The organism is Vibrio sp. vnigr-6D03 (assembly GCF_002835515.1).
GTDB lineage: Bacteria > Pseudomonadota > Gammaproteobacteria > Enterobacterales > Vibrionaceae > Vibrio > Vibrio penaeicida.
This window is the reverse complement of the sequence record NZ_PIZL01000055.1, coordinates 227-3,671: the sequence shown is the minus strand read 5'-3', so window position 1 is coordinate 3,671 and position 3,445 is coordinate 227. Positions and strand designations below refer to the sequence as shown.

The 3,445-nt window shown below is 41.1% G+C and carries 2 protein-coding genes; both read right to left on the bottom strand.

Annotated features, from left to right (window positions below; genetic code table 11):
• Window positions 1–688 precede the first annotated feature (688 nt).
• On the bottom strand, window positions 689–1,636 hold the full coding sequence (locus tag CW749_RS26975; RefSeq protein ID WP_180958503.1) for a bacteriophage abortive infection AbiH family protein: 948 nt from the start codon (window positions 1,634–1,636) through the stop codon (window positions 689–691).
• Window positions 1,637–1,748: 112 nt separating this feature from the next.
• Window positions 1,749–2,171, bottom strand: a complete 423-nt coding sequence (locus tag CW749_RS26970; protein WP_145997893.1) for a hypothetical protein — start codon at window positions 2,169–2,171, stop codon at window positions 1,749–1,751.
• Window positions 2,172–3,445 lie beyond the last annotated feature (1,274 nt).

Sequence of the window (3,445 nt, the reverse complement as noted above, 5' to 3'; positions counted from 1 at the left end):
GGAAAGCTAGCCGGAAACCAACCTTCAAAATCTGATGAAGCTGAATAGTTTTGAAACCTACAACGACTTGGCTTGCGAGAATTTTCCACCTTGGATTTGGTTGAGGAATCAAACTCAAAAAGACTGAAGCCAGCAACTTTCGAGAACCTGACAACCCTTGAATTATCAAAGCGCTATAACGCCAGCTTAAACCGCAAACAACGCACAAAACAAGCCGCTGCATGACGCCTTAAACACTAAATTCANNTTAGAGCGATACAAACAAAAAACCCGCTTGGCAATGAAGCACTTAGCTTGCGTTCAATGAACTGCATCTTAACCAACAACACTTTCTGCAACCAGACCACAGAACCCAAAACACCGATTCAGTCGAAAATTTAGGAAAACGAACCGATAGCCAAGCTTCGAAATTCAGCGAACCGTATTGATTTTTTAAAGCTAGCAACGACTTGGATTGCGACGACTTTTCCACCTTGATACTGGTTGAGGAATCAAACTCAAAGACACTGAAGCCAGCAATTTTCGAGAGCCTTACAACCCTTTAATTATCAAAGCGCTATAACGCCGCGTTAAGTGGTGAGCAACGCTACCACCCGACCTAAACCATTGTGCCGTAAACACTAAAGCTGAATCAAACCGAAAATGCCAAGCGTTGGGAATCCGTCTTAAACGCTTTGTTATGCGATTTTTACGCTATATCGCAAAGTTCTATCATACTCACTAATCTCCTGGGCACTCCAACGTTTTGTATTGTCTCTTGCTTCTCTAAATACTCAGTTTCTCCACGAAATGATATATACCATTTACAATGCTCTGGCAGATTTGCGTAGACTTGCTGAAAATAAGGTAAATCCACCTCAGACAAAGAGTGACCAAGTACAAACACATTGTCTATAGAGTCTAAAGATGTAAAGAAGTATGAGTGGCTCTCAATAACGCTAGCTGTATTTTTGAAGGAGTTAACATAGTAGCCATAAACTTCTTCAAGCCCTTGCTCGTAGGCATAATCGAAATTGTCAGACATATACTCATACCATCTATCAAGGTCTTCAGGACTCACGTTTTCTGGTGGTTTCTCTGGAACAACTTTAAATTCGTTGGGATCAATACCATGTCCCAATATCAAGGGTGCAGAAAAATCAGAAGCTTTGCCATGAATATATGTAATGTTCGATTGAGGCACTGAATAGTGTTTTTCGAGTGTATCACTGTAGTTAAAGCTCAGAAACTTCGCATTTGGCTGCAAAGTAAGCTTCAATTTACTATCAACTCGATTATCTGAAGTAGCAGATAGAATAAACTTTCTAAACTCTTCACATAACCCGCGAGTTAGTACGCCTACTTTATTCTGAACTTCGATGGAGAAAGAATACCAATCTCTATCTCTAAATTCGTCGCTTGATATAACCGGAAGATAGTCACTTAGATCTTCTAATAAAGCTTCTTTGTCAAAGTTAGCTAAACTCTCTTCAAAGTTAGCCCACAAGTCTACCCCATTTTCTTGGTAGTAGTAGCAATGAATAAGATCTAAGAGATCGGGGCTATGCGCTTGTAAGTACTCAGCAAAATTTGAGTATCTAGTATTAAACCCATGGTGTAGATCAAACCCATTGCCAATGATGTACAGACTGTTCAATTTCACCATCCTCTCGAAATCGCATAACGCCGCATTAAGGTGTGAGCGACGCTTGGCTATACTTGAGCGAAGCGAAACTGCCAAGCGTTGCGAATCACTCTTAAATGCTTTGTTATGTACGTTGTTCAATCAGTGTAGAGATATGTCCCCACAACGCTTTCTTGCGCTCCAACTCGACTAAATCAAAGCGCTTGATACCTTGTATGGCTTCTGTTTTAGAATCTGGCACAAATTTACCTTCAAGAGGATGACTATCTGCCCCATAGATAGGCTCGCGTACGTTATTAAACTGGTCTGCTGTAATGTCTATCACCCGACCATCTACTTCAACCCAGTAATGATGTTCATCGGATGAATGTTTGTAACCATGAACAACCAAGAACTCTTTATCTGGGAACTTTTGAGCAAGCAATGCAGCCAAGAAATATGAAGCGCTTTCACAGCTATTTTTGGGAAAGCTGTAGAAAAAAGGCAGATCAATATTTTCCTTGTTCTCTAAAAAGATTTCTCTCACCATTTTCGAAAATTCGTACATTTTTCCTCCTAGTACATAACGCCCAATTAAGGTGCGACAACGCTATAACACCCAAGCTAAACCACTGCACCGTAAACACAAATTTCAAACCGGAGTAAACTCGCCACGCGTTGGGAGTCACTCTTAAATTGTTTGTTATATTGCCCGCACGACAGAGCCAAGTTTAGCGCCAAGGTGCTGAATTGGTTACAAATCTACTGGCTTTGGACTCAGAAGTAAAATGGATAGTTCGAAACTCAATCATAGACAACAAAACGCACTTGGCTAAGAAGCGAAATTAGCTAAAACTGGAGCAATTCGATTAGCCAGAATGACAAAGAATTCGAGCGAGAAACCTAACGACAAAGTGCGCTGAAGCCACAATTTCCAATAAAGTCCCCACGAAAGAGAAGCCGCGCAAAATGAACTTGAGCCAGCAAAACTTACTAACGAGGAGACTTGCGTGACGTTGCTGCTAATTAACCGACGCACCTTCTACGTGCGATGGTCATTTTGATGGCAATTTTCACGAAAAGAACAGGTGTGTAGCTCGAACGCAGAACAAAGATAAACGGATAATTTAACCCTTTGAATCCTATGCAATATAACGCCCAATTAAGGTGCGACAACGCTATAAAACCTGAGCTAAATCATTGCACCGTAAACACTAAATTCAAATCGGAGTGAAATCGGCAAGCGTTAGGAGTCACTCTTAAATTGTTTGTTATATTGCCCGCACGATAGAGCCAAGTTTAGCGCCAAGGTGCTGAATTGGTTACAAATCTACTGGCTTTGGACTCAGAAGTAAAACGGATAGTTCGAAACTCAATCATAGACAACAAAACGCACTTGGCTAAGAAACGAAACTAGGCAAAATTTGAATGGTTCAGTTAGCCAGAATGGCAAAGAATTAGAGCGAGAAACCTGACGGCAAAGTGCGCTGAACCACGATTTTCAATTTAGCTTCCACTAAAAAGAAGCCGCGCAAAAAGAACTTGAGCCAGCGAAACTTACTAACGAGGAGACTTGCGTGACGTTGCTGCTAATTAACCGACGTAATTTCTACGTGCGATGGGCATTTTGATGGCAACTTTCACGAAACGAACAGGTGTATAGTTTGAACGCAGAACAAAGATAAACGGATAATTTAACCCATTGAATCATATGCAATATAACGCCCAGTTAAGTAGCCAAAAACGTACAAATGCGGTTTCTGCAAACTACCCTAAACACAAAACTCAACGCAAACTAAAAATGCCACGCGTCTTTGGTCTGCTTGAACTGTTTGTTAGAGC